The following is a 21767-nucleotide window of genomic DNA, read 5'->3' as shown; positions in this document are numbered from 1 at the left end:
GCCAACGCCAACATCGACCTCGGCTACTACGCCAACTACACCTACGACCAGCACCTGCGGACCTCGCCGCCGCTGAACTTCCCGACGCCGGCGAACCCGACCTGGGTGCAGGACACCTTCGCCGAGATCCCGATCTCGAAGCTGCCCGCCGGCTTCTAGGTCGCCCGCCAACGAGTGCCCTCCTGACGGGTCGTCAGGGGGGCACTCGTTCGTTGTCCGGTCGGTGCTGCGCGGGAGTTTTTGTCGGTGGTGGGTGCGACGATCGGTTCATGTCCAGCGACCCCGCTGCCACCACCCCGGTGCTCGACGCCGCGGAGTTGGAGTGGCTGTTCTCGTCGGACGTGCCGGAGTGCGGCAGCGGATTCGACACGCCAGAGGATGCCGAGTCGTTCGGCGTCGAGTCCCGCGAGTTGGCGCTGATCGCCTCGTGCGAGCGGCAGATCCCGATGTTGCACGGCATTCAGGTCAAGGCGACGGCCGAATTCGTGGCGCAGACCAAGGCCGAGATGATGTTCGACTGGCCGGGCGACGCGGAGCGGTCCGCGACCGCGGAGATCGGACTGCTGCTGGGGCTCTCGCCGCGGGCGGCGTCGGGTCGGGTGACCGAGGCGGCGGTGCTGGTCGAGCGATTCCCGCGCACGGTTGAAGCGTTGTGCGACGGGCTGATCAGCTCGATCAAGGCCCGGATCGTGCTCGAGGAATCGGCGAACCTGCCCGACTCACAGTGCGCGGCGCTGGAGGCGGCGGTGCTGCCCAAGGCCGTGGGGTTGGTGCCGAGCAGTTTGCGGCGGGCGGTGCGCCGGGCGGTCGAGAAGTTGGACGCCGAGGCTGTCGTGAAACGTGCGGCGGCGGCTCGCCTGGAGCGATCGGTGCAGCTCTGGGCCGAGCCGAACGGAATGGCGACCGTGACGGCGAAACTGCCGGTGGAGCAGGCATTCGCGGTGTTCGGCATCATCGACGCCCTGGCGCATGAGAACCGAGCACCGGGGGAGTCGCGCACGATCGACCAGTTGCGTGCCGACGCCCTGGTCGAGTTGGTGTGCCGTCCCGGCGATGTTCCGGCCCGCGTCACGCACGAGGTGCGGATCCTGGTCCCAGCGAATCTGCTGCTCGGCACCGGGGCCGAGGCCGGCCGGATGGCCGACGGAACGCCGATCCCTACGCACATCGCCGAGGCGATCGCCACGGACGCCCGATGGCGGCGGATTCTCACCGACCCGGCCGACGGCAGCTTCCTCGACCTGAGCCCGAACACCTACGCGCCCAGCAATCCGCTGGGACGGTTCGTCCGGGCTCGTGATCAGCGGTGCCGCTTCCCGGGCTGCCGACAACCGGCGGACCGCTGCGACATCGACCACACGATTTCGTTCCTCCTGGGCGGCCGGACCGTCCGGATTAATCTGGGGTCGTTGTGTCGGGCCCATCATCGGGTGAAACACCTACCTGGCTGGATATGCAGTCAAGAACCCGACGGCACCCTCACGTTCACCACACCGCACGGCGAGACCTACCGAACTCGTCCGCCGACCGCCGATGCGGCGGAACGGTCCGTCGAGAGGCTGACTTCGGTGTCGGCCTTGCCGCCGTTCTGATTTCGCGGCGCTGAATCCGTCGGTGGCTGCGGCTATCTTCTCCTCGACACACCATCGAGGGGGGACCGTGAGCGGTAGGGTACGTCTGTCGGTGATCTCGTTCTGCGCGGCTGTGCTGCTCGCGGCCTGCTCCGGTGGGTCAACCAGCCCGTCGCCCGCCGCCGGTGGTTCGGCGCCGCCGCCGACACCCAGTGCGACGTCGACTGTCGACGCGGGCTACTACCGGTTGGTGCAGTACCCCGACTCGGGGTTCAGCGGCTTCTACGCCCAGACCGCCGCGGCCCAGCACACGATCGACATGGAGATGTACGAGCTGGCCGATACCACCGCGGAGTCCGCGCTCGCGGCTGCCGCGGCCCGGCACGTCACCGTGCGGGTGCTGCTGGACTACGACTTCTCCGGGCATGCGGTGAACCAACCGGCGTTCGACTATTTGAGTGCGCACGGTGTCCAGGTCCGGTGGGCACCGACCGGCGTCATCTTCCACATCAAGGCCGCCACCTTCGACGGCGCGACCTCGGACATCTCGACGGCGAACCTCACCAGCAAGTACTACGCCGACACCCGCGACGCCGGGATCGTCGACACCGACCCGGCTCAGGTGAAAGCGGTCGAGCAGACCTTCGACGGCGACTGGAACCTCGGTTCGACCGGCAGGCCCAACGACGACGCCGCGCAGGTGTCCGGGCTGATCTGGTCGCCGATCACCGGCGACAGCACCGCGCAGACCGCGCTGGTGAACCAGATCGCCGCGGCCCGGCAGTCAGTCTTCTTCGAGTCCGAGGAGCTCAGCGACGCTCCGCTCTACAACGCACTGGCCGCGGCGGCCAAGCGCGGGGTGAACTGCGAGGTCGTGATGACCGACGCAACCCAGTGGCACAGCGCCTTCGCGACGTTGGACGCAGCCGGCTGCCACGTCCGCACCTATCCGAACCGCTCCGGGACGCTCTACATCCACGAGAAGCTGATCCTCGACGACGCCGGCACCCCGGACGCGTCGCTGCTGCTGGGCAGCCAGAACGCCAGCTCGAGCTCGCTCACCCGAAACCGCGAACTCGGGCTGCTGCTGACCGCGGCGCAAGCCCCGTCGGTGATCTCGGCAGTGGCGGCCACGTTCGCCGGCGACTACTCGGGAGCCACAGCCTGGGGCAGCACGCCCGCAGCGAATCCGGCACCGGGGCCGACGGCTGCCGCGTCGCACCCGACTTCGACCGGGGCGAACTCCTGCACGCCGCTGACGAACGCCGGCAACTGCTACCGACCGGGCGAGCAGTGCCGCACCGTCGACCGCGGTAGCTCCGGCATCGACGCCGACGGGCAGCCGATCACCTGCCGCCAGGCGAACGGATGGCGCTGGGAGACCACCTGAGCCAGCCCGGTCCGGTCAGTGCGCGTAGGTGCCGCTGAAGGTGCCCTTCGAGCCGATCGCCTTCACGACGAGCTTGCCGTTCGACTTGAGCGTCGCCTTGTAGGTGCGGCCACCGGCCTTGAACTCGATCGCGCCGTCCTTCAGGTGCTTGTACTTCACCGTGGTCGACAGGTCGTAGCCGCCCACCTCATAGGTGAGGTGGTTCTTGTAGACGATGATCACGGTCTGCCGAATGTCGTCGATGTACGACCCGGAGGGCGCAGTGGCCAACTGTCCGGCGACGAGAGCTGCGGCGATCATTCATTCCCCGTGTGTGTGATGTGGCCTGCCTGCCCCAGTAAGACGGTTCAGGGCCGCTGCCGCGGGTCGGCCGAACAGTCGGATTTGTCCGCCGTTCGTACCAGGGCAAGGCGAAGCCCCGCGACGCGTTCGGGGCGTGCCGCGGGGCCTCGGTCCTGGAGTCCTGAGAGCAGGGCCTACGACTGCACCAGGTCGTAGATCTTGAACATGGGCAGGTACAGGGCGACGATCATTCCGCCGACGATCGTGCCGAGGAACGCGATCATCAGTGGCTCGATCAAGGCGGTCAGCGACTCGGTCATCGTTTCGACCTCCTCGTCGTAGAACTCGGCGATCTTGCCGAGCATCTCGTCCAGCGCCCCGGTCTCCTCGCCGGAGGCCATCATGTGCACGACCATCGACGGGAACACGGGGTGGTTGCGCAGCGGTCCGGAGATCGTCTCGCCGGACTTCACCGACTCTCCGACGTCCTTGATGGCCCGGCCGATCACGACGTTGCCGGTGGTCTCCGAGGTGATGTCCAGCGCCGCCAGGACGGGCACCCCGGAGCGGAGCAACGTGCCAAGGGTGCGCGCAAAGCGGGTCAGGGCGATCTTCTGGAACAGCTTGCCGAAGACCGGGATCTTCAGCTTGAGCGGGTCGACCAAGTTGCGGACCTGCTCGCTCTTGCCGTGCTTGCGCCACAGGTAGGCGGACAGGACAGTAGTCAGCGCCATCAGCGGCGCGATGTACTTCATACCGTTGGAGGCGTCTACCAGGACCTGTGTCGCGAACGGCAGTTGGCCGCCGAGGGACTTGAACAGTCCGCTGAAGACGGGGACGACGAAGATCAGCATAGCGGTGACGAGCAGGACCGCCATGACCAGCACGACGACCGGGTAGGTCATCGCCGACTTCACCTTGCCGCGGAGCTTGACCTCGGACTCGAACGTGTCCGCGATCTGACGCATGCTCAGGTCGAGGAAGCCACCCTGCTCGCCGGCCCGGACCATGCTGATCATCAAGGGCGGGAACGCCCGCGGATGCTTCTGGAACGCCGCGGACAACGAGTTGCCGGCCTCGAGGTCGGCCTTCACGTGGGTGAGCACTCGCTTCAGCTCGACGCTGTCGGACTGCTCGGACAGGATCGTCAGCGTGCGCAGCATCGACATGCCCGCGTTGATCATTGTCGCGAACTGCCGCGAGAACACCGCGAGGTCCTTGAGCTTGACCCGCTGCTTGCGGAAGCGGATCTCGCGTTCCAGGCCCTGGGCGGCCAGGCGCACTTCCAGCGGCCGGTAGCCCATCTCCCGCAGACGTTCGGCGACCGCCGTCTCGTTGGCCGCCTCCACCTTGCCCTCGATCAGGCGACCCTTGGCGTCCTTCACCTTGTACGCGTACTGGGTGGCTGTGCTCACCGGCAGGTCTCCGTTGTCGTCGTTGCGGCGTGGGCGAGGTGAGGGTGCGTCAGATCGACAGCGGCTGCGCGTCGTAGCGCATCTGCTGCGGCGGACGGCGCATCGTGGAACCGGTGAGCGTGAGCAGGTCGTCGCGGTTGGAGCAGTGCTCCATCGCCTCGGCCAGCGTGATCTTGTTGGTGCGGACCAGGTCTGCGAGGTGCGCGTTCAGCGTCTGCATGCCGTCCTTGGCGCCGGCCTGCAGTGCTCCCGGGATCTGCGGCAGCTTGTCGTCGCGGATCATCGCCCGGATGCCCGGAGTGCAGACCATGATCTCGACCGCGGCCACCCGCCCGGTGCCGTCCGCGGTCCGGCACAGCGTCTGGCAGGCCACACCGGCCAGCGTGGCCGCGAGCTGGGTGCGGATCTGCTGCTGCTGGCCGGCGGGGAACACGTCGATGATTCGGCTGATCGTGTCCTGCGCGGACTGGGTGTGCAGGGTGGCGAGCACCAGGTGGCCGGTCTCCGCGGCGGTCAGCGCGACCGAAATCGTCTCCAGGTCGCGCATCTCACCGACCAGGATGACGTCCGGGTCCTGGCGCAGCACGTGGCGCAGGGCCTTGGCGAACGAGTGGGTGTCGACGCCGACCTCGCGCTGATTCACCAGCGAGCTCTTGTGCTGGTGCAGGAACTCGATCGGGTCCTCGATGGTCATGATGTGATCGCGTCGGTTGCGGTTGATCATGTCGACGATCGCGGCCAACGTCGTCGACTTGCCGGATCCGGTCGGGCCGGTGACCAGCACCAGGCCACGCCTGAGCTCGGCGAAACTGGACAGCACCGCCGGCAGATGCAGGTCCTCGAGCGACTTGATCTCCCACGGGATCACGCGGAGCACGGCGCCGATCGACTCGCGTTGCTGGTAGATGTTCATGCGGAATCGCGCGTGCCCGGGCAGTGCGTATGACAGGTCGAGCTCGAGGTTCTCCTCGAACGTCTTGCGCTGACGCTCCGTCAGCATCGCGTAGATGACCTCACGAAGCTTCTGGTGGGTGAGGACTGGTTGGTCCTCGATCACCATCATCTTGCCGTTGTGCCGCACCGCCGGTCGGGCGCCGGCGGTCAGGTGCAGGTCGGAGCCGCCCACCTCGAGCAGGTGGATCAACAGTTCGTCGAGGTCGATGCGCTTGCGTTCGATCTCGGCCCGCCGCTCGACTTCGTGCAACTCCGCGGCGGCGGCGATGCGGGCCAACGTCTCCAACCGGTGCTCAGCGGTGAGGGCCTCGATCGCCATCTCGTGGGTGGCCGCCAGCGCTTCGGCCTCGTTGTAACGGGAGATGATCTCAGCGGGCGCGTCGCCCGGCGGGTACCACGGCCGCGACCCGGAATAGCCCGACTCGGAAACGTCGTACTCCACCTTGATCCTCCGGCGCTACGAATCGGCCGGCCGGGTCGGCCGGGCCTGACGAGAAGTCCCTCGATGGACATTCGTCATTTCCGTAGCGCGAGTTGAGGATCTGCCAAGGAAACGTCTCAGCGGGACGGGCGTCCGTCGCGCCGCGCCTCCTCCTGCACCATTCGCGCGGAATTGGGCTCCCGGGCGGCCGGCATCGGTTCGTGCTTCGGCATGGTCTCCTCGCGCGGGCTTATCATCGAGTCCGGGTCGGTCTCGATCTCGTCGTCGGGGCCGGGCGCGTCCTGTGGGCTGGTCGCCGCGTCGTCCGGGTCGTCCTGGGCCGGTTGGTTGTTCTGCGAGCTGTTGCCGGGCGCCGTGTTCGCCGGGCCGTGCCGCGTCGAGTCGTCGGGCATCGGCTGCGGGTTCGTCGGCGTGGTCGGCTCTTCGACTTGGGGCTCGTGCTTGTGCTTGTGCTTCGGCTTGTGGACCGGTTTCGGGCACGGCTTGAGGTTGATCGTGTCGCCGTAGGCCGGGACCGGCTCCCCGAGGTACTTGCGGCACGGGCCGTATTCCATCGGCGCGACCTTGCCGGTCCACCACGAAGTGCGCTTCTCCGCACCGGCCCAGTCGAAGGAGAAGTGGATGTGGTCGGTGTGGTCGCTCTCGCCGTGGTAGCCGTTCCAGCCCTCGTCGAGCTTGTGCGCGGACCAGATCCGCTGGTTCCAGATCACGTACATCAGCCCGAGGCGACGGGCGATGGTCGCGTCGTCGGACAGCAGCCAGTCGATGACCCGCTGCCCGGCCACGACGTCGGCGTAGCTGTTCGGGTTCAGCATCCAGTCCCACGCGCGGCCCTCCTTGTGCTCCGAGGTCGCGCCCTTGCTGCACTCGCGGACCGCGCCGCCGCTGAAGCCGCGGTGCCAGGTCGTCAGCACGAAGTCCTCGAAAGCTTTGACGCCGGGTTTCACGTGGGGGTCGCAGGAGACCTGCGGCTCATAGGGGGAGAGGTCCTCGATGCCGGCGGGCAGCGCGACCTCGGACCGGGGCATCGGCGCGACGCCCGGCTGGCTGGCGCGGTCCGGGTGCAGCACGCCGGCGGCCTCGGCGCCGGTCGCGCCGAGCACCATCGGGAGCGCGACGCCGAGGACGCCGGCGGCCATCGCACGGTGCCGCGTCGTGCCCGAGACAAGGCCCCGGCGCGGTGCGCGGTGCCGACCCTTTGCGTACTTGCCCGCCATGCCCGTGCCCCCCGAGTGACCCGTGTTGCTGGTTCCGCTCGGGGTTGATTGTTCGGGCGCAATGGATGCGTGAGGCAGGCGATTGCGCCGAACCGGTGAGTTACACAGGTGTCGTTCGGGTCCATCGGAAGGTGGCAATGACGGCGTTGAACAGTTGGATCAGGTCGCTCGTCAGATCGTCTTCCAGCGCGGAGAAGGTGATCAAGATCCAGCGATCGGGCTCGTCCGGGACCGGCAGCACGTAGCCGACCCGGCGGGAGGCCGCCGCGGCGCCGCGGGCCGGATCGGCCGGGTGGCCGCTCTCGGTGCGGGAGCAGACGACGCCGTCGAGGATCAACCGCTCGGTGTCCGGGGCGGCGGCGCGGCGGGCGAGCAGCACCGCGGGGTCGAGCGGGTCGAGCGAACCGAACGCGACCTCGGCGACCACGAACGACTCCGCCATCGGCCTGCCGTACCGGGCGACGACCGGCAGGTACAGATCCACGCCGTTGCCGTCGCGCGCCGCCGCGGCGGCCTTCCGGATCGCCTCGGCCGCGTCCGTGCGCCGGTCGGCTGGAACGCTCGACGGCTCTGGTGCGACCGCGTTGAGGACGGCCTCGATCGCCTCGGCGGTCCCGGAGCGGAGCGGGATCCGGGCCCAGCCGGGCGGCAGGACGATCCGGTAGCCGACCTCCGCGGCGCCCGCCTCCGGGTCGGTCACGCGCCGGGGATCTTGCCCCCCGCGACCGGGGTCCCGTCGGCGAGGCTGAGGGTGATGGTGCGGACGAAATCGTCCAGGTCGTCCTGCGCGGCGGCCATCCGTTCCAATTCGGTGGTACTGGCCGACACGATCACGACTGCCGGCCGATCGGGCACCTTGAACGCATACCGGAGGGAGATGAAGATTCCCGTGTCGTGCCGATCGGCATCGTCGGGGTCGGCCAATGAGGCGTGCCGGGTGACCTTCAGCCAGCGGCCGAGGGCGTCGGTGCGGAACTGCTCCACGGCAGGTTTCTCGATCGCCTCGGGGTCATCGACGCCGGCTGCCTCCTCGACTGTCAGGTCCGGATGATCGTCGACCCAGACGCGGGTCACGATCGCGGACTGGCGCGGATCAGGCAGGTACAGGTAAGTGACGATCTCGAATGGCCGGGACGGGTCGAACCCGCCGAACTGCGCGCCGTAGACCGCAAATTTCAGCGCGGTCTCCGCGACTGCTTCGTCGCCTGGGTGCTCGGCGCCAGGGTTCGTCTCGACCCAGGCGCCCCATGTGATGGGAGCCGTTTCTTCGCCCCATTGCTGGGGGTCCTTCCAATGGCCACCCCAGGACGGAATACCGATCCAACAGCGGAAGTCATAGTCGACGTCGGCGTGGATGATCTGATTCAGCGGCGTGCCGAACTGGCTGTGGCCGAGTTCGCCCGCGGTGGGGCAGCCGGTTCTCGAGCCGTCGGGGGCGTCGTGCTTTTGGCGAAACAGGTTCATTGCAGCGGGCCTCCGGCCACCACCCAGTGTTTGAACCCACCGTATGACTTCTTGAGGGCCGTGTGGTTTCCGATCTTGTCGGCGGCGTCCACTCCTGTCGCGGTCGGGAAGTTGGCCCGACCGGCACTGACCAGGCGATCCCCGTGATCGGCCAGCCGCTTCACCGTCGCGTCGTTGCCGTACCGAAGGCGCATGGTGTCGATGACTGCCGCGCTGTCGGCGGCCTCACGCTCGCCTGCCAGCAGCACGTGGCCCAGGCCGGCGCTCGGCTCGGGAGTCGCCAGGACCTCGCCGGCCGCGTCGCTTGAGGCGCGAGCGCGTCGTTGCTCAAGCTCCTGCAGGTCCTTCTGTGCGTGCTGGCGCACGGGTTGCGTGCTGGCCGGGTCAGACATGACTGTCTGGAACTCCGCTTCGGTCCTGATTTGGACCTCGTCGGCGGCCTCGCGCCCGGCGGCCTGAGCCGCCGCTTCCCGGGTGGCTTCGGCGGTGCGGCCCAGGCCGCGGGTCAGGCGCTTGGCTGCGCTGAGGCTGCCCAGCGCGAAGATGTCCAGGCCGAGGTCGAAGCGGGCGCCCTTCTCGCCGCCGGCGACCTGCACTGCGTGCGCGGCGAGGCTGATCCCGGCGGAGGCCTGGCCCACTCCCTCGGCAAGCTCGACCAGTTCCACCAACGCGACGCCCTCGCCCAGTCCCGGGACCAGCAGGGCCGCGCCGGCGGCGATGGTGGTGATCCAGCCGAGTTTGTCGGTCAGGCCCTCGATCCGGCCGTTGTTGCGTTCGACCCATTGGTGGATGTGGTCGAAGAAGCCGTCGGTGAGGTTGTCGTCGATGGCCTGGGAGATCTGGTGCGCCCAGTAGCGGTCGCGGCCAGCGGCTTCGTCCAGGAGGTGTTGCAGGTCCCGGCGGGCCTCTGCCAACTGTGCCTCGGGGCCGGTGAGTTCCGGGGCTGCGCCCAGGCCTCCGGCGGGCATGGTCTGGTAGGTGAACAGGTTCGGGTTCAGCAGATCCGAGTGCGGGTTGCGCTTGCGCTCGGCCTTCGCCGCCAGGGCCCTGTTCAACGCCTTGACGGTGGCGGCCTGGAACTCCTCCAGTTCCGGGGCCCAGGAGTTCAGCAGCCCGGAGACCTTCGAGTAGCGCTCGGCGACGGTCTCCAGCCTCTTGGGCGCCTCAAGCGCCGAGGCCCGCAACTCCTCGACGGACTGCCCGGTCATCGACGCATCGGCCCCGATCCGCCGCAGCCGACCGGCCTGGTCGCGGATCCCGACGGCCATGTTCCGCAGGCGCGAGGTCTCCCCGAAGATCGCGTCCGGGTCGCCCGGCAACGGATCCCGCTCTGCCAGGGGCGCCCAGTCGGTCGGTCGGGACGTCAAGTCCGCTCGTGCCCGCGAGCCGAAGCCAGTGCCTCGTCCACCGACCGGAAGGTGTCGGCGATCGCCCCGCAGTGTGTCCCGAGCTTCTGCAGATGGTTCGTCAGGTCCTCGCGGTGGCGGTCCCAGTTCGAGGCGAACTCGTTCATCTGGTGCCGGATCTGCGCCCCGCCCCAGATCCGGGCCTCGTCGTTGCGGCGTTGGTGCAACTGCTCGAACTCCTCGGCGATGGCCGCCAACGACAGCCGCGTCCCGTGCAGGACCGAGTAATCGACGCGGAGATTGGCCACGTCGGAATCGTCGCACGCAAGATCGGTCCGCAGAAGCGACGCTGTCAGGCGACGACGCGCAGGACTTCCTCGATCGAGGTCAGGCCCTTCTTGACCTTCAGCCAGCCGTCCTCGCGCAGCTTGGTCATGCCGTTCTCGACGGCCACCCGGTAGATCTCGTCGGCGGTGGCCCGGGCCACCGCGAGGCGCTCGATCTCCTCATCGACGTGCATGACCTCGTGCAACGCCATCCGGCCGCGGTAGCCGGTGCGGGCGCAGTGGTTGCACCCGATGGGCCGGTACAGGGTCGGCAGGCCGGTGTGGTCGATGGGGAAGCGCAGATCGGCCAACTCGGTCGCGGTCGGGGTGTAGGCCTCGCGGCAGGACAGGCACAAGGTCCGGCACAGTCGCTGGGCCAGGATCGTGTCGATGGCCGAGCCGACCAGGAACGGTTCGATGCCCATCTCGACCAGACGACCGATCGCGGACGGGGCGTCGTTGGTGTGCAGGGTCGACAAGACCAGGTGGCCGGTCAGCGCGGACTCGATCGCGATCTGGGCGGTCTCGTGGTCACGAGCCTCACCGATCAGGATGACGTCGGGGTCGGCACGCAGGATCGAGCGCAGGGCCCCGGCGAAGGTCAGTCCGGCCTTGGGGTTGGTCTGCACCTGGTTGACCCCGGGCATCCGGTACTCGACCGGGTCCTCGACGGTGATGATGTTGACCTCAGGCTTGTTCAGGATGTTCAGCGTCGCGTACAGCGTGGTCGACTTGCCCGATCCGGTCGGCCCGGTCACCAGAATCATCCCGTAGGGCTTGCTGTACGCGGTCCGGTAGCGGGTGAAGTTCTCCGGCGAGAAGCCGAGGTCGTCCAGGCCGAGTTGGGCGGTGGTGTTGTCGAGAATTCGGGCGACGATCTTCTCGCCCCACACGGTCGGTAGGGTCGCCACGCGCAGGTCGATCTTGCGGCCCTGGTGGTTGACCGACAACCGGCCGTCCTGCGGGATCCGCCGCTCGGCGATGTTGATGTCCGCCATGATCTTCAGCCGGGAGATCACCCCGGCCTGGATCGACTTCGGCGACCGGTTCGTCTCGTGCAGCACGCCGTCGATGCGGTACCGGACCCGCAGGCTGTTCTCGGTCGGCTCGACGTGGATGTCCGACGCCCGGTCCGAAATAGCCTGTGAGATAAGGAGATTGACGAACCGGACGATCGGCGCCTCGGTGGCCACCGCGGTGAACGAGGCCAGGTCGGCCGCCTCCGGCTCGGCCGTGGCGATCGTGCCGGACAGGTCGGTCAGCTCGTCCTCGGCGCGGAAGATCTGCTGGATCCGCGCCTCGATCTCCTCGGCGTCGGCCAGCACGAACCGCACCCGCGCCTTGACCAGCCGGGTCAGGTCGTCCTTGAGCTCGATGTTCCCGGCCTGTTTGAGGCTGACCGCGACCAGCAGCTCACCGTTGACGATCTCCAACGGGAGGATGCCGAACCGCCGGGCCTGGTCGGCGGGGATCCGCGAGGCCGCCGACGGGTCGACCGAGTAGCCGACCAGGTCGACCGAGGTCATCCCCATCGCGATGGCCTCGGCCCGCAGGACGTCCTGCGGGCGGACCTCGCCCTCGTCGATCAGCACCTGCAACGGGGTCCGCCCGTCGGCTGCGGCCCGGGCGATCGCCCGCCCGAGCACGTCGGGCTGGATCGCCTCGGAGTTCAGCAGCGCCCGGACGGTCTCACCGTCGTACGGCGCGGCATGACGCGCCGTCAGTTCAGTCATTTCCCCGCCCCGCGCACTGTTTTCGTCCTGGTCGAGTCCGCAACGCCCCCGCGCCGATCACGTGGGTGGCAGTACCGCCAGGGCCGCAGTCGGGTCCTCCTTGTAGCGCACGATCAACTCGGCGGTGGCCTCGTCGATGCGCTCGAACAACGCCTTGCGATAGGCGGTGAGCTTCTCCTCAGCGGCACGCAGCCGGGCGGTGGCCTCCTCGACCGCGGCGGCGTCGTGGAAGTCGATCTCGGTGACCCACATCCACTCGGACTCGGGCAGGTCGGGCAGCGGCCCGGCCGGGTGCACCGACGACAGCGCGGTGCGCGAGGCGCCGGTGCCGGTGTCGCCGAGCACCTTGATCAGCTGAGGCAGCGTCAGAGATCCCTGGGTGTGCGAGCCGGCGGCGATCAGGTCGAGCCGGGCGTGCACCAGGCGCCGCCAGTAGGAGACCTTGTCCTCCTCCTGCTGGAGGTCGCGTCGGTAGATCCGCAGCGCCTGCAGGTCCATGGCGGACAGAGCACGGACCTGACCCTGCGTCATATCCGCTGGTTGGCGCTCGCTCATCGTCACCTCGTCGGTCTCCCCCCGCCGTGCCGCCGGGACCCGCTTGTCCGCGATGCTCATCGTGCCACCACCTCCGCCTGGGCCGCGCTCATCCCGGCGCGGCGCAACATCACCGACAGGTCGTGCGGACGCGTCGCGACCAGACGCGCCTCCTCGAGGCTCACGGTGCCCTCCAGCACCAGCCGGCACAGGTCCTGGTCGAAGGACTGCATGCCGAGGTAGCTGCCACCGGCGACCAGGTCCGGGATTGTGTCGGTCTTCTCCGGGTCGGCGACGGCCTCGGCGATCCGGGCGTCGGCGACGGCGACCTCCATGACCGCGATCCGGCCCTCGCCGTCGGCCTTCGGCACCAGCCGCTGGCAGACGATGCCCTTCAGCGCCGCGGCGAGCGAGAGCCGTACCTGGCGCTGCTCGTGCTCGGCGAAGAAGTCCACGACACGGTTGACGGTCTCCTTCGCGTCGGTGGTGTGCAGCGTCGACATCACCAGGTGGCCGGTCTCGGCGGCGGCGAGTGCCGCACGCACCGTCTCGGTGTCGCGCATCTCGCCGATCAGGATGACGTCGGGGTCCTGTCGCATCGCCGCGCGCAGCGCCGTCGAGAAGTTGCGCGTGTCGAAGCCGATCTCGCGCTGGCTGATCGCGGCTACCTTGTCGTGGTGCGCGACCTCGATCGGGTCCTCGATCGTGATTATGTGGACCGGCCGGGCGCGGTTGATCTCGTCGACCATGGCGGCCAATGTGGTGGTCTTGCCGGAGCCGGTCGGGCCGGTGACCAGCACCAGTCCGCGGGGCTCGAGCGCCAACTTGGCCAGTGCCTCGGGCATGCCGAGTTGTTCCAGGGTGAGCGGTTCGTCGGTGATGTGTCGCAGGACGGCGGCGACCTCGCCGCGGGTCTTGTAGACGTTGACGCGGAACCGGCCGACGCCCGCGACCACGGCAGCGAAGTCGACCTCGTTGTTGGTGTCGAAGAGGGCCGCCGACTCGCGCGTCATCGTCGGCATCACCAGGTCGGAGACCTCCGCGGAATCCAGCGGATCCTCACGCAGGTTCACCAGCGAGCCGGAGATCCGCACCCGGGGCGGGCTGCCCGGCTTCAGGTGCAGGTCCGAGGCCTTGTTCTCCAGCACGGCGCGGACCAGTGGGGTGATCTCCAGGCTCGCGCGGCGGCCGGAACGCGGTGCCGGGACGACGACCTCGGGCTCGACCGAAAGGTCCCAGGCCGAGGTGTCGAATCCGTCGGTGGTGGGCTCGGGCGCGCGGTGCCGCGGGGTGGCGTGACCGATCGGCGGTTCGCTGCTCATGCCTTCTCTTCGGCTTCGCACCGGGTCGGCTTGAGTCCACCAACGGTAGGAAATTCTCACACCCGCGCCGATCATCGATGATCGCAGTGCGCACTCTCATACGCGGAGTGCGCACTCTCATACGCGGAGCGTCAGGAATCGTCCGCCCGGAGCGCGAGAAATCGCGCCCCGATCATCGATGAGCGTGTTGGGCCCGGTGCCGGCCGACGTTCGGCTGATTTCGACCGGGAGGTATTCAGCCCGGGATCACCTCCGCCGATGTAGCGGTCACACGCAGTTCAGGCGTGCTTCGACACCCAGGAGGACCCAGCGGTGAATCGTCCCTTCGATCGCAGCGTCGTCGCGCTCGACATAGGCAGTTCCGGGGTCCGGGCAGCCGAGTTCACCGTCGGACGTCGACCGCGACTGGAGAAGTTCGCCGCGATGCCGTTGCCTACCGGCGCGGTCAACGCCGGCGTAGTGGTCGACCCCAGCGCTGTGGGCAAGGCACTGAAGCAGCTGTGGTCGAGCGCCAAGTTCACCTCCAAGCAGGTCGTGTTCTCCATCGCCAACGACCGTGTGCTCGTCCGCCAACTGGACCTGGACTGGATGGAGCCGTCGGACTTCCGCAAGGCGCTGGTCTACTCCGTCGCCGACGCGATCCCGATGTCGCTGGACGACACCAACCTGGATTACCACATCCTGGAGGAGCTGTCGGCCGTTCCGGAACTGGGCATCGACCGGACCCTGCGGGTCCTGATCGTCGCCGCCGGTCGCGACATGGTCGAGACGTTCGTGACCGCGTTGGACGAGGCCGGACTCTCGCCGCTGAAGGCCGATCTGGCGCCGTTCGCCTTGATCCGCGCGGTGTGCCCGTCGGCCGTCAACGTGGCCGCCGACACCGCCGAGGCGATCGTCGACATCGGCGCGGACACCCTCACCGTGGCGGCCCATTCCGGCGGCCGGCCCCGGTTCGTCCGCACGATCAGCCACTTGGGCGGCCGCTTCATCACCGGCGAGCTGCAGCAGAAGTTCGGTTGGAGCTTCGACCAGGCCGAGCAGGCCAAGGCCAACTTCGGCCTGCCGCGCCAGCGCACGGGCCTCATCCCGGCGCCTGCCGCGCCGCACGGCGCGGCCTCGAACGGAACCGGCAGCACCCCGGCCACCTCGGTCGGTTCGGTCGCCGAACACTCGGCGCAGCAAGCGATCGCCGAGCGCGCGACCGCGGTCGTCGGCGAGGTCCGCACCACCCTGAACTTCTTCCTGTCCGCGGGGACCGGCGTCACCAAGCTGTCCCGCGTCGTGCTGACCGGCGGCGGCTCGTTGCTGTCCGGGCTCGACGAGCGGATCTCCGAGGCCCTCGGTGTCCCGGTGGAGGCGTTGGCGCCGCCGGAGAACGTCCGCTTCTCCCGCGCGGTGCCGAAGGACCCCGTTGGGTCCGCCTCGGTCGCGCTGCTGTCCGGTCTGGCTCTGGGAGCTGAGTGAGATGACGTTCCCCGCAATTGATTCGACGCGCTTCGACGCCGCCGCACGCACCGGTATTCCGGTGCTCAAGCTTCCGTCGGTGAACCTGCTCTCGCCGGCCACCCTGCAGTCGATCGCGGTGCGCCGGGTGCGTCGCCGTCTGGTCGCTGCCGGCCTGGTCGCGGCGGTCTTCGTCGGCGGCGGCTGGATGGTGCAGAACGCCCGCCTGGGTGCCGCCAACCAGCGGTTGGACAACGAGAAGTCGGCGACCGCACCGCTGAACCAGCAGTTGGCGGCCCTTGCGCCGATCGCGCAGTTCTACTCCGAGCTCGACGCCCGCAAGACCGCCGCCTCGCAGGCGATGGCCGCCGAGGTGCTGTTCTCCTCGGCGCTGACCGACCTGAAGAACCGCACCCCCTCGGGCGTCACGATCACGAACTTGTCGGTCACGCTGACCCCGGCCACGGTCACCGCGGTCGCCCCGCCGGTCTCGCCACTGACGAAGGCCGGCATCGACGGCAACGGCAACGACATCACGCAGTCGCAGGCCCAGGCCGCCGCCACCGGCACCGCGGCGAGCACGACTTCGACCGGCAGCAGCACCGCGCCGGCGAGCAGCACGCCCACCAGCACGTCGTCCACAGGCGCGTCCTGTGCACAGCCCGACCCGTTCAGCCCGGCAGTCGTGATCGGCTGCATCACACTCAGCGGTGACGCACCCAGCCGGGCTGCGGTCGGTCAGCTGATCAACAATCTGAAGGTCAGTCAGTTGTACGCGTCCCCGTTCATCACCACGACCACCGTCAGCGGCGCCGACGGTTCGCAGCAGGTGCAGTTCAACGGCACGGTCGGTCTCACCAGCGCCGCCGTCAGCGGTCGGTACGCCGATCTGAGTTGGCTGGCGGACCCGAAGGTGCTGTCGGCCGCCGAGGCGATGATCGCCGCCGGCGACACCGCCGGCAACCGTCTGGCCAAGGAGACCGCCGCGCTGCAGGCGCTGCAGGCCGCTCAGGCCGCTGCCGCCGCCAAGGCGCAGGCCGCCGCCGCGGCCGCGGCCCAGACCGCCGCGGAGCAAGCCGCCGCCGCGCAGTTGGCGGCAGCGGCCGGGGCAGCGCAGACCGCGGCCGGCGGCAGCGCGACGAGCGCGCCGAAGGCGAGCACCAACAGCAGCACCACGACCACCACGAAGGGGAAGTAGCGGTATGGCGCTGGACTGGGCACAGGGGATCTCGTTCCGCCGCGGACGTGCGCCCGGTGCGAACATGCGCCGCGGGATGCCGCCGCTGACCCCGACCGCTAAGGTCACCGCGATCGGCGCCGTCGGCATCGCCGCGGCGCTGGCGGTCTCGTACGTCGCCGTCCTGCACCCGCGTGGTGAGCAGGTCGGCAAGGTCGATGCACAGACCGCGCAGGTCGCCGCGTCGAACGACGCGCTGCGCAGCCAGATCTCCGCCCGCCAGGCGGAGCAGGCGCAGTTGCCGCAGCTGGAGAAGATCTCCTCGGCGATCGACGCCCGGTTCCCGGCGAGCTCGCAGCAGGCGAAGATGTTCCAGATGGTCACCGCGGCCGCGGCCTCGGCGGGCATCGCGCCCCAATACCTGACCAACCTGACGGTGGGCGTGCCCACCTCGGTCTCGGCGAGCACCAACAGCTCCGCGCATCTGCCCGGCGTCGGCCAGCAGATCGGCCAGGTTGCCTCGCAGTCTGTCTCCCTGACCGTGCGCGGCACCGCCGCCGACATCCGCAAGTTCGTGGCCAACCTGGAGCAGTTGCCGCGAGCCTTCGAGGTCACCTCGCTGAACCTGACCCAGCCGCTGCCGGTCACCGCCTCGACCACGGCCGGGACGACCACCGCCACCACCACGACCACCACGACGCCGGCCGTCCCGGCCGCACCGGACGCGAACTTCGACACCGCCACGATCAGCGGCCAGATGTTCCTGATGCCGACGGTGGCAAACCCGACCACGGCGAGCAAGTAGTAGTTGTGCTCGCGCTCGCTCTCGGCCTGTTCGGCCTGCTGATCGGTTCGTTCCTCAACGTCGTCGTCCACCGGGTGCCGCAGGGCGTCTCGGTGGCCGACGGTCGGTCCGCCTGTCCGAAGTGCGACCACCAGATCCGATCGCGCGACAACATCCCGGTCCTGTCCTGGGTGCTGCTGCGCGGGCGGTGTCGCGATTGCGCGAACTCGATCTCGATGCGTTACCCACTGGTGGAACTCGGCACCGGGGTGCTCTTTTCCTTGCTGGGGCTGCGTTTCGGGTTGTCCCCGATGCTCCCGGTGGTCCTCCTGCTGGGTGCCGCCGGTGTGGCCCTGGCGCTGATCGATCTCGACACCGGTCGGCTGCCGTTCGCGATCACGGTGCCGCTGCTGGCCGCGTTGGCGGTGCTGATGGTGGTGCCCGGCTCGACCCACAGTTGGTCGCCATTGGGCGCCGCGCTTCTTTCGGTGCTGCTCTGGTTCGGTGTCTACGGCGGGTTGTGGCTCGGCACCGCCGGCCGCGGCATGGGTCTGGGCGACGTCGTGCTGGCGCCCAGCCTGGGCCTGGTTCTGGGCTGGCTCGGTTGGGGCCCCAGCGTGATCGGCCTGTTCGGCGGCTTCGCCGCGGGCGGCGTCATCGGGGCCGCGCTGATCGCGGCCGGCCGGGTCCAGCGGCGCTCGGCCGTGCCCTTCGGGCCGTTCATGCTCACCGGCGCAGCGATCGGCCTCTTCGCCGGTTCCCCGCTCTGGACGGATTACCTGCGCCTGGTCGGCGTCTGACGCCTCGACCTGCGAAGGGCCCGGTCCGAGATTCTCGGACCGGGCCCTTCGGCGTTCGGTGAGCTCAGGCCGCCGACTCAGCGGCGGCCTGGGTCCTGATCAGCGTGCGCAGCGCCAGCACCGCGCGGGTGTGCAGCTGGCTGACGCGAGACTCGGTCACGCCCAGCACCCGGCCGATCTCGGCGAGCGTGAAGCCCTCGTAGTAGTACAGCGCGACGATGACCTGGTCGCGCTCGCGCAACTGGCGCACGTGGCGCAGCAGCAGGGTGCGCACCACGTCGTCCTCCAGTGCGTCGCCGGGCGCGGGGGCGTTGTCGACCACCACGAGGTCCTCGGTGGCCGAGATCGAGGTGTAGGAGACCTTCGCGTACAGGTCGCGCAGGGCGGCGGCGCTGATCCCGAGCTCGGCGGCGACCTCTTCCTCGGTGGGCATACGGTCCAGCCGCGTCTGCAGGGTGAGGTGCGCCTTCTCGATCGCACGGACCTTGTCGCGCACCGAGCGGGGCACCCAGTCGGCCGCGCGCAGGGCGTCGATCATCGCGCCCTTGATCCGCGGCACAGCGTAGGTCTGGAACTCCAGTCCACGGTCGAGGTCGAACTTGTCGATCGCGTCGATCAGCCCGAAGATCCCCTCGGAGACCAGGTCGTTGGGGTCGACGCTCTGCGGTAGCCCGGACCGGACGCGACCGGCCACGTACTTCACCAGCGGGGCGTACTGCACGACCAACCGGTTGCGCAGCTCGGGCGACCGGGTCTCCCGATACTCCCGCCAGACCTGGTGGATCTCGACCGACACGATGCCTCCGCACCCGAACGAACCGCTGAAATCCCGCGACCCGGGGCCGGCTTCACCCGAGGCTTTTTCACTGTAGGCGTCGGCTTGAACACGCTCCGTGTGAACGAAAGAGCCACTGCTCTCGAAGGCGAAAGTCGCTCCGTTCGGCTGAGGCCTTGATGGGCCGAACGCTCAGGAGCGGAATCGGGAACCTTGCGACGAAACCTGGAACCACGGTCCTGCGTCCTATGGGCGAAAGCGCCAACCGTGAGCTTTCCGCCTGCCCCGTGTGGTGGTTGGCCCGTACTGGTCAATTGACCCGTACTGCCCAATCCGCACCCGGCGACTCGACAAGAGGAATACCGTGAACGCCATGCTGATTGAGAAGTCGCCGATCTACGACGCCCTCGTCGGTGAGCTCGGCAACCCTGTGCCCGCCACCCCGATCGACTGCACCTACGCGGCCGTCCTGGCCATGGCTGAGGTAGAGCCCGGCGCTGAGCCGGTCAGTCTGCCGGCGCCTGGCAAGCGTTCGAGTGCCAAGCCGTACGCTCCCAAGCAGATGGCTGCCAGCTGACCCTGCACCGCCTGTGGCGCCGCCGGACCGCTGCCCGGTCCCGGCGCCGGAGTTGCCGGCTCCACCAGCCTGCGTCCGCCGTGTCGTAGCTCGACGCCGGACGTCGCCGAGTGGCGCGTCCGCGATCCACTGCGCCGCACTGTCCGCCCGCCGGACTGTGCGGCGTTGTGCTTTTCCGGTGCCGTTTGGCCCCAAGTTGTTCCTGACTCACCGGTACGGGAGACTGGAAGGGAGCTTCAGTACCCGGGAAGGGACATCATGAGCGAGGGCAAGCCCGCTGGTAGCGACACGCTCACCGTGACCGACAACCGCACCGGCCGCTCCTACGAGATTCCGATCGAGGACGGCGCAATTCGGGCGAATCACCTGCGCCAGATCAAGGTGGACTCCGACGACCCGGGCCTGCTGTCCTACGACCCGGCCTTCACGGCCACGGCCAGCTGCCACTCGGCGATCACCTACATCGACGGCGACGCGGGCATCCTGCGCTACCGCGGCTACCCGATCGACCAGCTCGCCGAGCGCAGCAACTTCCTCGAGGTCGCCTACCTGCTGATGAACGGCGAACTGCCGACCGGCGAGCAGCTCACGGAGTTCGGCGCGACGATCACGAACCACACGTTCGTGCACCAGAACGTCAAGAAGTTCATGGAGGGCTTCCACCACGACGCCCACCCGATGGGCATCCTGGTCGGGACCGTCGGCGCGCTGTCGACGTTCTACCCGGAGGCCAAGCAGTTCACCGACCCGGTGAACCGGCGTCTGCAGATGGCCCGCCTGATCGCGAAGATGCCGACCCTGGCGGCCTACGCCTCCCGGCACTCGCGCGGGCTGCCGTACGTGATCCCGGACAACGACCTGTCCTACGCCGGCAACTTCCTCAACCTCATGTGGAAGATGTCCGAGCCCCGCTACGAGCCGGACCCGATCCTCGAACACGCCCTGGACGTGCTGTTCATCCTGCACGCCGACCACGAGCAGAACTGCTCGACCAACGCGATGCGTGCGGTCGGCTCCTCGCACGTCGACCCGTACTCGGCCGCGGCCGCCGCGGTTGCCGCGCTCTACGGCCCGCTGCACGGCGGGGCGAACGAGCAGGTGCTGCGCATGCTGCGCGAGATCGGCGACGTGAAGCACGTGCCGAACTACGTCGAGCGGGCGCGCAAGGGTGAGTTCCGCCTGATGGGCTTCGGGCACCGGGTCTACAAGAACTACGACCCGCGGGCCCGAGTAGTACGGCAGATCGCCGAGGAGGTGTTCAAGGTCACCGGGCTGAACCCGCTGCTCGAGGTGGCCGTGGAGCTCGAGCGCATCGCGCTGGAGGACGACTACTTCATCTCGAAGAAGCTGTACCCGAACGTCGACTTCTACACCGGCATCATCTACGAGGCGATGGGATTCCCGGCGGAGATGTTCACGGCGCTGTTCGCGATCGGCCGCATGCCAGGCTGGTTGTCGCAGTGGGAGGAGATGCTGCTCGACCCGGAGCAGAAGATCGCCCGGCCGCGGCAGCTGTACTTCGGGGCCCCGGAGCGCGACTACGTGCCGGTCGCGACCCGCGACAAGGTCTCGCACGGCCTGTTCTCGCCGCCGGACAAGCCGATCGTCGGCGACTGACTGACCGCGAGGAAAAACTAGAGGCTCCCCACCGGGCGGTGGGGAGCCTCTACGTTCTGTGTGCCGGTTACTTGACCTCGACGGTCGCGTCGCCCTGCTTGTCGATCTTGTCGACCGTGACGGTGTGCTTGCCGAACGTGCCCGACTTGCCCTGGGCGATCGTTTCCGTCTTCTTGCCGACGGTGACCTCGACGCCCTTCTTGGTCGCGCTCTTGCCGAGCTCGACCGTGACGCCATTGATCTTGACCGACTTGCCGGCCTTGACCTGGGTGCCGGTTGCCGCAGCGGTGTTGGTGGCCGGCGCGGGGGCCGGTGCGGGGGCCTCGGCGGGGGCCGGGGCGTCGGCCGACGAGGCACTCGACGCGAGCGCGGGGTTGTCGCCCCCGGTGATGTCACCGTTGGTGAACGAGCCCGCGATGATGACTACGGCTGCAGCCGCGACACCCAGGGGCAGCAGCGGCGAGGAGGCAAGGGAATTCTGCATAGCACAGGATTCTAGGACAACTCCGGCGTCCGTTGAATGGAAACTTCAACATCAAATGCGCTACCGAATGTGACGTTCGTCCGGTGCAATCGTCCGGCCACTGTGTGCTACTGG

General features: G+C 68.7%; 21 protein-coding genes. 8 read left to right on the top strand and 13 right to left on the bottom strand.

The window, feature by feature from the left end; genetic code table 11:
• The first annotated feature begins 269 nt into the window (after nt 1-269).
• A complete protein-coding gene (locus VHU88_22015; protein ID HEX3614378.1) occupies nt 270-1592 on the top strand; it encodes a DUF222 domain-containing protein in 1323 nt (440 codons plus the stop codon).
• 67 nt (nt 1593-1659) lie between these two features.
• Nucleotides 1660-2961, top strand: a complete 1302-nt coding sequence (locus VHU88_22010) for a phospholipase D-like domain-containing protein (protein ID HEX3614377.1) — start codon at nt 1660-1662, stop codon at nt 2959-2961.
• Between the two features lie 15 nt (nt 2962-2976).
• Here the strand turns inward: VHU88_22010 and VHU88_22005 are convergent, their stop codons facing one another.
• From VHU88_22005 to VHU88_21955, 11 genes are all read right to left on the bottom strand, one after another.
• Nucleotides 2977-3261 carry a hypothetical protein gene (locus VHU88_22005; GenBank protein ID HEX3614376.1) on the bottom strand — a complete coding sequence of 95 codons (285 nt, stop codon included), beginning with the start codon at nt 3259-3261 and terminating at the stop codon, nt 2977-2979.
• Nucleotides 3262-3437: 176 nt separating this feature from the next.
• Nucleotides 3438-4658 carry a type II secretion system F family protein gene (locus VHU88_22000; GenBank protein HEX3614375.1) on the bottom strand — a complete coding sequence of 407 codons (1221 nt, stop codon included), beginning with the start codon at nt 4656-4658 and terminating at the stop codon, nt 3438-3440.
• A 49-nt stretch (nt 4659-4707) separates the two neighbouring features.
• A complete protein-coding gene (locus VHU88_21995) occupies nt 4708-6054 on the bottom strand; it encodes a PilT/PilU family type 4a pilus ATPase (protein HEX3614374.1) in 1347 nt (448 codons plus the stop codon).
• Between the two features lie 116 nt (nt 6055-6170).
• Nucleotides 6171-7193: a hypothetical protein gene (locus VHU88_21990; protein ID HEX3614373.1), complete on the bottom strand. Its 1023-nt coding sequence runs from the start codon at nt 7191-7193 to the stop codon at nt 6171-6173.
• Nucleotides 7194-7371: 178 nt separating this feature from the next.
• Entirely contained in the window at nt 7372-7971 is a 600-nt protein-coding gene (locus VHU88_21985; protein HEX3614372.1) for a hypothetical protein, read from the bottom strand.
• Nucleotides 7968-8735 carry a hypothetical protein gene (locus tag VHU88_21980; GenBank protein ID HEX3614371.1) on the bottom strand — a complete coding sequence of 256 codons (768 nt, stop codon included), beginning with the start codon at nt 8733-8735 and terminating at the stop codon, nt 7968-7970. The genes VHU88_21985 and VHU88_21980 overlap by 4 nt, the downstream gene beginning before the upstream one ends.
• Nucleotides 8732-10102 (bottom strand): hypothetical protein, encoded by a 1371-nt coding sequence (locus tag VHU88_21975; GenBank protein HEX3614370.1) that lies wholly within the window; start codon nt 10100-10102, stop codon nt 8732-8734. The genes VHU88_21980 and VHU88_21975 overlap by 4 nt, the downstream gene beginning before the upstream one ends.
• The gene (locus VHU88_21970; GenBank protein ID HEX3614369.1) at nt 10099-10389 is read right to left on the bottom strand and encodes a hypothetical protein; all 291 of its coding nucleotides are present in this window, start codon (nt 10387-10389) and stop codon (nt 10099-10101) included. Before VHU88_21970 ends, VHU88_21975 begins: the two co-directional genes overlap by 4 nt.
• A 44-nt stretch (nt 10390-10433) precedes the next feature.
• Nucleotides 10434-12140, bottom strand: a complete 1707-nt coding sequence (locus tag VHU88_21965; GenBank protein ID HEX3614368.1) for an ATPase, T2SS/T4P/T4SS family — start codon at nt 12138-12140, stop codon at nt 10434-10436.
• A 57-nt stretch (nt 12141-12197) separates the two neighbouring features.
• Nucleotides 12198-12755, bottom strand: a complete 558-nt coding sequence (locus VHU88_21960) for a hypothetical protein (GenBank protein HEX3614367.1) — start codon at nt 12753-12755, stop codon at nt 12198-12200.
• Nucleotides 12752-13996, bottom strand: a complete 1245-nt coding sequence (locus tag VHU88_21955; protein ID HEX3614366.1) for a PilT/PilU family type 4a pilus ATPase — start codon at nt 13994-13996, stop codon at nt 12752-12754. Before VHU88_21955 ends, VHU88_21960 begins: the two co-directional genes overlap by 4 nt.
• Nucleotides 13997-14308: 312 nt before the next feature.
• Between VHU88_21955 and pilM the strand changes: the two genes are divergently transcribed.
• The 4 genes from pilM to VHU88_21935 are packed head-to-tail and all read left to right on the top strand — an operon-like array spanning nt 14309 to nt 18200.
• A complete protein-coding gene (pilM, locus tag VHU88_21950) occupies nt 14309-15460 on the top strand; it encodes a type IV pilus assembly protein PilM (GenBank protein HEX3614365.1) in 1152 nt (383 codons plus the stop codon).
• Nucleotide 15461: 1 nt separating this feature from the next.
• Nucleotides 15462-16637, top strand: a complete 1176-nt coding sequence (locus VHU88_21945; protein HEX3614364.1) for a hypothetical protein — start codon at nt 15462-15464, stop codon at nt 16635-16637.
• Between the two features lie 4 nt (nt 16638-16641).
• The gene (locus VHU88_21940) at nt 16642-17421 is read left to right on the top strand and encodes a hypothetical protein (GenBank protein ID HEX3614363.1); all 780 of its coding nucleotides are present in this window, start codon (nt 16642-16644) and stop codon (nt 17419-17421) included.
• Between the two features lie 5 nt (nt 17422-17426).
• Nucleotides 17427-18200, top strand: a complete 774-nt coding sequence (locus VHU88_21935; GenBank protein ID HEX3614362.1) for a prepilin peptidase — start codon at nt 17427-17429, stop codon at nt 18198-18200.
• Between the two features lie 64 nt (nt 18201-18264).
• On the opposite strand, the gene VHU88_21930 is transcribed toward VHU88_21935, so the two are convergent.
• Nucleotides 18265-18996 (bottom strand): FliA/WhiG family RNA polymerase sigma factor, encoded by a 732-nt coding sequence (locus VHU88_21930; protein ID HEX3614361.1) that lies wholly within the window; start codon nt 18994-18996, stop codon nt 18265-18267.
• Between the two features lie 352 nt (nt 18997-19348).
• Between VHU88_21930 and VHU88_21925 the strand changes: the two genes are divergently transcribed.
• A complete protein-coding gene (locus VHU88_21925) occupies nt 19349-19552 on the top strand; it encodes a hypothetical protein (GenBank protein HEX3614360.1) in 204 nt (67 codons plus the stop codon).
• Nucleotides 19553-19810: 258 nt separating this feature from the next.
• A complete protein-coding gene (locus VHU88_21920; GenBank protein HEX3614359.1) occupies nt 19811-21169 on the top strand; it encodes a citrate synthase in 1359 nt (452 codons plus the stop codon).
• 67 nt (nt 21170-21236) lie between these two features.
• Here the strand turns inward: VHU88_21920 and VHU88_21915 are convergent, their stop codons facing one another.
• Nucleotides 21237-21653 carry a hypothetical protein gene (locus VHU88_21915; protein ID HEX3614358.1) on the bottom strand — a complete coding sequence of 139 codons (417 nt, stop codon included), beginning with the start codon at nt 21651-21653 and terminating at the stop codon, nt 21237-21239.
• Nucleotides 21654-21767: the final 114 nt, after the last annotated feature.

Source organism: Sporichthyaceae bacterium, assembly GCA_036269075.1.
Lineage (GTDB): Bacteria > Actinomycetota > Actinomycetes > Sporichthyales > Sporichthyaceae > DASQPJ01.
Note: the sequence above shows the minus strand (reverse complement) of the source record. Positions and strands in the feature narration are given on the sequence as shown.